This window comes from Parafrankia sp. FMc2 (assembly GCF_041008525.1).
Classification (GTDB): Bacteria; Actinomycetota; Actinomycetes; order Frankiales; family Frankiaceae; genus Parafrankia.
The window spans coordinates 44,626-51,340 of the sequence record NZ_JBFLUG010000053.1 but is presented as its reverse complement, the minus strand read 5'-3'; the positions used below and the strand labels follow the sequence as shown (position 1 = coordinate 51,340).

The 6,715-nt window shown below is 72.7% G+C and carries 6 protein-coding genes; 4 read left to right on the top strand and 2 right to left on the bottom strand.

What is annotated here, in order from left to right:
• A partial coding sequence (locus AB1460_RS19150; protein WP_368962983.1) for an alcohol dehydrogenase catalytic domain-containing protein occupies positions 1-695 on the bottom strand: 695 nt, incomplete at its 3' end.
• A 181-nt stretch (positions 696-876) separates the two neighbouring features.
• Here AB1460_RS19150 and AB1460_RS19145 point away from each other — a divergent pair.
• From AB1460_RS19145 to meaB, 4 genes are all read left to right on the top strand, one after another.
• The gene (locus AB1460_RS19145; RefSeq protein WP_051102613.1) at positions 877-1,434 is read left to right on the top strand and encodes a SigE family RNA polymerase sigma factor; all 558 of its coding nucleotides are present in this window, start codon (positions 877-879) and stop codon (positions 1,432-1,434) included.
• Positions 1,431-2,420 (top strand): FG-GAP repeat domain-containing protein, encoded by a 990-nt coding sequence (locus AB1460_RS19140; RefSeq protein WP_368962981.1) that lies wholly within the window; start codon positions 1,431-1,433, stop codon positions 2,418-2,420. The genes AB1460_RS19145 and AB1460_RS19140 overlap by 4 nt, the downstream gene beginning before the upstream one ends.
• Positions 2,421-2,676: 256 nt before the next feature.
• Complete coding sequence (locus tag AB1460_RS19135; RefSeq protein ID WP_368962979.1) at positions 2,677-3,861, top strand: acetyl-CoA C-acetyltransferase; 1,185 nt, start codon at positions 2,677-2,679, stop codon at positions 3,859-3,861.
• Complete coding sequence (meaB, locus tag AB1460_RS19130) at positions 3,858-4,934, top strand: methylmalonyl Co-A mutase-associated GTPase MeaB (RefSeq protein WP_368962977.1); 1,077 nt, start codon at positions 3,858-3,860, stop codon at positions 4,932-4,934. The genes AB1460_RS19135 and meaB overlap by 4 nt, the downstream gene beginning before the upstream one ends.
• 101 nt (positions 4,935-5,035) lie before the next feature.
• Here meaB and AB1460_RS19125 read toward each other — a convergent pair whose 3' ends face one another.
• Complete coding sequence (locus tag AB1460_RS19125; RefSeq protein ID WP_368962975.1) at positions 5,036-6,505, bottom strand: ATP-binding protein; 1,470 nt, start codon at positions 6,503-6,505, stop codon at positions 5,036-5,038.
• Between the last annotated feature and the right edge of the window lie 210 nt (positions 6,506-6,715).

Genomic DNA, 6,715 nt, shown 5'->3' with positions numbered 1-6,715 from the left:
AGATGTGTATCAGAGCCAGTCCCCGCACCGTTCCGCGACACCAGCTGCCGATACGCCGTCGAGTTCACCAACCCCGGCGCCGCCGCCTCCTCCCAACTCAGATGATCAGGCTTCGGCATCAACTGGTTCGCCTTCACCAACGCCAGCTCCGCAAGACCACCGAAATTCGTCTCGAACCCCCAGATCCGCTGCTCCGGATCCAGCATCGTGTCGTTGTGACCCTCGGGCCGCTCCAACTCCACCGACAGACAGTGCGCCACCACCTCATCCCCCGGGAACCACGCATGCACCCCCGGCCCCGTCCGCAACACCACACCCGCCAGATCCGACCCCACCACGTGATACGGCAGATCATGCCGCGCCGCCAACGGCGACGTCCGCCCATAACGCTCCAGGAACCCGAACGTCGACAACGGCTCAAAAATCGACGTCCACACCGTGTTGTAGTTCACCGACGACGCCATCACCGCCACCAGCGCCTCACCCGGCCCCAGCTCCGGCGTCGCCACCTCGTCCACATGCAACGACTCCCGCGGATCCTTGTCCCGCGACACCCGCCCCTCGAACATCCCCACCTCGTCGCGGCGCACCACCACACCCCGGTACGACGCCGGAACCGGCAACGCGGCGAACTCCGCCCGCCGCTGCGCCGACCGCGGCGAACCGGCCATGATCGCATCAACCAGCTGCTTCATCTTCGAGCTACCTCCGGCTGTGATCGGGGGACGAGTGACGGTCCGCCGCCGGCCGGCCCTGCGGACCCGCAGGTCGGCGGGCCGGCTGAACTGAGGGGTGTCGGCGTGCCGCGCGACGCGATAGAACTTCTGGGACAACCTTGGAGCCTCGGCGCGCGTCAGACTTGTTGTGACCGCGCCCATGACAGTCGTGGAAGGGTGGCGACCCGTGCCTGCGCGGAGCGACGCCGCCCGTAGCGCAGTCGCGCGCGACGCCGACGCCGCTCTGACGGCCCTGTACTCCGAGCACTACCGTTCCCTCGTCCGTCTCGCCGCTCTGCTGCTGGATGACGTCGGTCTGTGCGAGGAGGTCGTGCAGGACGCCTACATCCGGGTGCACGGAGCCTGGGGTCGGCTTCAGGACCGGGACAAGGCCCTCGCCTACCTCCGTCAGACGGTGGTCAATCTCGCACGATCGACCCTCCGTCGTCGACTGGTTGCTCTGAAGCACGCTCCCAAGCCGATGCCCGACGCCGCGAGCGCGGAGGAGGGGGCCTACTCTCTGGTCGAGCGGGCCGCGGTGGTGCAGGCGCTGCGCGAGCTGCCCAGACGTCAACGAGAGGCGGTCGTGCTCCGCTACTACGCGGACATGTCGGAGGCCGATGCCGCCGCGGTCATGGGATGCAGTGTCGGGTCGGTCAAGGCCTACACCTCGCGTGGGCTGACGGCCCTGAGCGGCAAGCTGGAGGGCCTGCGGTGAATGGCGGGCTCGAACCGGAGGAGCTGACCCGGCTCCTGCGGGCGGCAGTGGAGCCGGTGCGCGCGTCCCCGGACGCGCTGCACCGCATCCGCGCCGGAGTGGAGCATCGTGCCTGGTGGCGGTTGCCGCTGATGGCTACCGGAGGTGTCGCGATGGCGGCGCTGATCGTCCTGGCCTTCGTCGCGGTCCGGCCGCACTCGTCCCCCTCGGAGCAGACAGTCGAGCCGGCGGCACCACCGCTGGTGTCCTCGGTGATCCCGGAGTCGAGCCGGCCTGTGGCCTCCTCGTCGCCGGACCGCGGTGGCACGGGCAGCGGCGGCCAGGGCTCGGGCGGCACCACGCCCCGGACCACGACAGCCCCCCGGGCCACGGCCACGACGACCCCGCCGACCAGCGCCGGGACGTCCACTCCGAGCGCGAGCGCGACGACCGGGCCGGGCGGTTCGGGCTCGCTGGACCTGCCTACCCCGGTCGCCCGCCCCGCCGGTGTGAACGACCTGGACGGCGACGGCGCCCCGGACCAGGTCCGGATCAATGGCACCAAGGTGGAAGTGACGTTCTCCCGCGGGGGCTCCGACTCCGTCGACCTGGTCGGTCTGCAGCTCCCCGCCTCCTACGCGGTCGTGGACGCCAACGTCGACGGGTTCGCCGACCTCCTGGTCCGCACGGCGACCCGGGACGGCGTCGTTGACTACGCCCTGCTGCGCTACGCCGCCCGCGGTGACCTCGCGCAGGCGACACTCGCGCCCGGCCTGCGCCTCGCGGCCGGGGCGACGGGCACCTCCGGCTCCGGTTTCCGCTGCGACGAGAACGGGCTCCGGATCATCGCGGGGACGTCGTCGGACGGCGCCGAGTTCCAGATCGTCACGACGGCCGTTCAGATCACGCCGGACGGGGTGGTCCCCACCGGAGCGCCGGTTCCCGGCCAGCTGACCCTCACGAGTGCCAACTCCCCGTTCATCCCGGCCTGCGGCGCCCTCTCCTGACCTACGCGGCCGCGGCCGTGGAGCCGGTCCGGGTCCTGTTGGGGGATGTTCGTCACATCGGTGCCGCCAGGTCCCCTTCTGACGGCCCGCGACCCCGGCGCGGGAACCAAGATCACGTTATTGTTACTGGGAGAGTTTTCTGTTTCCCCCCACCCGGCAGGCCGTGGTGCGAGCCCGACACGGCCCGTGCACCACGGGGAAGCCGTGGCGGGCCGGTACCGCGTGAACCGGTACCCGTGATCCCGAGGAGGCGTCCATGCCTGGTTCTGTCATCGTGGCCGGTGCCCGCACCCCCGTCGGCAAGCTCTCCGGCGCCCTCAAGGACTTCACCGCGGTCGAGCTCGGCGGCATCGCCATCGCGGGCGCGCTGAAGCGGGCCGGGCTGTCCCCCGAGGCGGTCCAGTATGTGATCATGGGTCAGGTGATCCAGGCCGGTACCGGCCAGGCGTCCGCCCGGCACGCCGCCGCCAAGGCCGGCGTGCCGCTGACCGTGCCGGCCATGACGCTCAACAAGGTCTGCCTGTCCGGCCTGAACGCCATCGCGCTTGCCGACACCTACATCAACCAGGGCGAGTTCGACATCGTCGTCGCCGGTGGCATGGAGTCGATGACCCGTGCGCCGCACCTCATCCCGGCACTGCGCCCGGGTGTGAAGTACGGCGACACGACCGTCACCGACGCGATCGCGGCCGACGCGCTCACCTGCGGCTTCGACCAGGTCTCGATGGGTACCGTCACCGACGGCTACAACGCCCGCTACGGCATCACGCGCGCCGAGCAGGACGAGTTCAGCGCCCTGTCGCACCAGCGCGCCGCCGCCGCGGCGAAGAACGGGCTGTTCGAGAACGAGATCGTGCCGATCGAGGTGCCGCAGCGCCGCGGGGAGCCGATCGTGGTCAGCGCCGACGAGGGCGTCCGCGGCGACACCACCGCGGAGGGCCTGGCGAAGCTGCGCGCCGCCTTCCGGGACGGCGGGACGATCACCGCGGGCAACGCCTCCCAGATCTCCGACGGTGCCGCCGCGGTGATCGTCATGAGCCGGGCCAGGGCCGAGGAGCTGGGCCTGCCGATCCTGGCCGAGATCGGCCACGCCGGCTACGTCGCCGGCCCGGACAACTCCCTGCAGTCGCAGCCGGCCGAGGCCATCAAGGCCGCCCTGGCCAAGGAGAAGCTCACCCCGGCCGACCTCGATCTCGTCGAGATCAACGAGGCGTTCGCCGCGGTCGGCATCCAGTCCATCCGCGAGCTGGGGATCAGCGCCGACATCACCAACGTCAACGGCGGCGCGATCGCGGTGGGGCACCCGGTCGGCATGTCCGGGGCCCGCATCGCGCTGTCCCTGGTGCTGGAGCTGCAGCGCCGCGGTGGCGGCATCGGCGCGGCCGCGCTGTGTGGCGGTGGCGGCCAGGGTGACGCCCTGGTGCTGCGCGTCCCGGCGTGAGCACCGGCTCCGCCGGGGTGAGGCCAGCGGCGTGGGAGGGCGATTCTCGCCGGTGGCCCGCCCGCCCGCGGCCCGCCCGCCCCGGCCCGGCGGAGCTCACCGCCGCCGCGCTGGCGGGTGACCGCCGCGCGGTGGCCCGGCTGATCTCGCTCGTCGAGCACGAGTCCGCCGCGCTTCGGGAGGTCAGCGCACTGCTGGCCCCGCACACCGGCCGTGCCCGGGTCGTCGGGCTGACCGGCGCGCCCGGGGTGGGCAAGTCGACGTCGACGTCCGCGCTGGTTGGCGCGTACCGGGCGCAGGGCCTGCGGGTCGGGGTGCTCGCGATCGACCCCAGCTCGCCCTTCACCGGCGGGGCGCTGCTCGGCGACCGGGTGCGGATGGTGGAGCACGCCACCGATCCCGGCGTCTTCGTCCGGTCGCTGGCCACCCGCGGCAGCCTCGGGGGGCTCTCCTGGGCCACGCCGCAGGCGCTGCGCGTGCTCGACGCCGCCGGCTTCGACGTCGTGCTGGTCGAGACCGTCGGGGTCGGTCAGGCGGAGGTGGACATCGCCTCGCTCGCCGACACCACGCTGGTGCTGATCGCGCCGGGAATGGGCGACGGCATCCAGGCGGCCAAGGCCGGGATCATGGAGATCGCCGACCTGCTGGTCGTCAACAAGGCGGACCGGCCCGGGGCCGACCACACCTGCCGCGATCTCGCCGCGGCCATCCGGATGTCGGGGTCGGACTCCCGGGCAGGCACCGCGACCGACTCGCCGGACGGCTGGCGGGCCGAGGTGCTGCGGCTGGAGGCGGTCACCGGGCAGGGTCTGCCCGAGCTGGTGGCGGCGATCGGTCGCCACCACAGCTGGCTGGAGGAGAGCGGAGAGCTGGCCCGCCGCCGGCTCCGGCGGGCCAGCGAGGAGATCTCCCAGATCGCCCTGGCCGGGCTGCGGGCCCGCCTCGGCGCCCTCGATGCCGGTGGACGCCTGGCCCGCCTGGCGGAGGCGGTGACCGAGGGCCGGCTCGATCCCTACACGGCCGCCGACACGCTGCTGCGCGAGCTGCCCCGGCCCCAGACCGCCGACAGCTGACATCCGCCCCCCAGCGGGCCCTACAGCCCCTTTCAGGGCGCAAGCAGGACCAGCGTGGCGCGCGCTCCGGTGCCGGTCACGGCACGGGAGCGCCGTCCGGCTCAGGAAGCGGTGAGCTGGGAGGTGGCGGCGACCAGCGTCGTGACGTCCAAAGGCATGCCGAGCACGTGGGCGGCGCCTGCCCGGCGCAGCCGGGTCCACTCGTCCGGGTCGGCATCCGAGGTCAGGACGAACGCCGGCACCATGCCGGCCACCGGGTCCGCGGCGAGGCGGGGGAGCAGGTCGACCGCGGCGACGTCCGGCATGTCCCGGTCGAGCAGCACCAGCGACGGGCGGGCCCGCCGGATGGCCTCGACCGCCAGCGCCCCGCGCGGCACGCTGATCGTGTCCGCCCCCAGCGCGCTCGCCAGGGTGTCGGTGACCAGCTCGCGCAGCCCCGGATCACCGCTGACGTGGACCACCCGCAGGCCGCCCGGCTCGAGCTGCCCCTCGCCGGTCAGTTCGCCCGCGTCGTCCTCACTGTGGTCGTAACGAACGTCCACCGCGTCGAGGACCACCGCGAACACACTGCCCACCCCGGGCCGGCTGGCCACGGTCAGCACACCGCCCATCGCTGTCACCAGCGCGTGCGAGAGGGCCAGGCCAAGGCCGCTGCCCTCGACCCCGGTGTCCTCCGCTCCGAGGCGCTCGAACGGGCGGAACAGCCGGGACAGCGAGGACGGCGACAGCCCGACGCCGTCGTCCTCCACCTCGATGCGCAGGCGCGAGCCCGTCACCGGGACGATGCCGACCCGGACGTTCCCGCCCTCGCGGCCGTACTTCAGCGCGTTGCCGATCAGGTTGAGCAGCACCTGCCACAGCCGGCGGCGGTCCGCGTCCGCGATCAGCGGTCGGGCGGGATGGATGATCCGCCGGATGCCGCGCCGCTCGGCCAGCGGCTCGACCAGCTCCACCACGCCCTGGACGATGTCCAGGACGTTCACCGGGCCCTTGTTGATGTCACCGCGCCCGGCGCGCAGCCGCGCCAGGTCCAGGACGTCGTCGATGAGGGCCTGCATGTGCCGGCCGCCGGTGATGATCCGCTCGACGTCCTCATGCAGGTCGGGCGTCAGCTGCTCGAGCTCCATGAGCTGGGCGAAGCCGAGCATGGCGTTGAGCGGCGTGCGCAGCTCGTGGCCGAGCCGGGCGACGAACTCGTCCTTCGACCGCGACTCGGCCTCGGCGGCGCCGCGGGCCCGGGCGTCGACCGTGTCGCGGGCGACGATGACGATGCCGCCGGCCGGGTCCAGCCTGGCCGTCACCGCGTACGGCGCCACCCCACCGGCGGTGTCCACCAGCCAGACGGTGCCCCGCCACACCCCGCCGCGGGTCAGCGCCTGGGACACCGGGCTGGCGAGCTCCGCCCGGCAGGTGGGCTCGACCACGCCGGACAGCTCGTGCAGATGCGGTGCCGCACCGACGCGCTCTCCCAGGAACGCGCGCGCACTGGCGCTCAGCTCCCGGACACGCCCGTCCGAACCGACGATCACCACCAGGTCCGTCAGCGTCTCGAGGAGGGTAGTCAGCCCCACCTAGACCTCGTCTGTCTCGTCATAAAACTGCATCCACCCCACGGCGGGTCATGGTAGGGCGTACCGTCTGCGGACGTTGTCCCGGGTTTGGCTCGAGCGGGTTGATTCACGCGTCCCGTTTACATCTGGTGACACCATCGTCGCGCAGGTGGTGCCCCAGGTGGGGGAGCGTCACCCGGTCGGGCCACACCGGGACCGCACCGGCGGCGC